The following is a 230-nucleotide window of genomic DNA, read 5'->3' on the forward strand; positions in this document are numbered from 1 at the left end:
GCGTCATGAATTCGGCACCCCTGGACGGTAGCGTCTCCCGCCCTGCTGTTACATATTCCTCCTTGGGTGTTGGCGATTATGTCGCAGTTCTCGATGCTGCCGCGCCCCTGCTCATACACCCACACCCCCCCCTCGTTTCCATGGATGGGGCAACCCCGCACAACAAGCTCACCGCGGGACCTGGTGGGGATCCTGTCATAGGCATGGGCATAGATCGCACGGCCCCCGAT

At 61.7% G+C, this 230-nt stretch carries 1 protein-coding gene; it reads right to left on the reverse strand.

All coding sequences use genetic code 11. From position 1 onward, the window contains the following. On the reverse strand, positions 1 to 230 hold a 230-nt coding region (locus tag KVT44_RS61460), incomplete at its 3' end, for a right-handed parallel beta-helix repeat-containing protein (protein WP_368857632.1).

It is taken from the genome of Streptomyces sp. GbtcB7 (genome assembly GCF_019091445.1).
Lineage (GTDB): Bacteria > Actinomycetota > Actinomycetes > Streptomycetales > Streptomycetaceae > Streptomyces > Streptomyces mirabilis.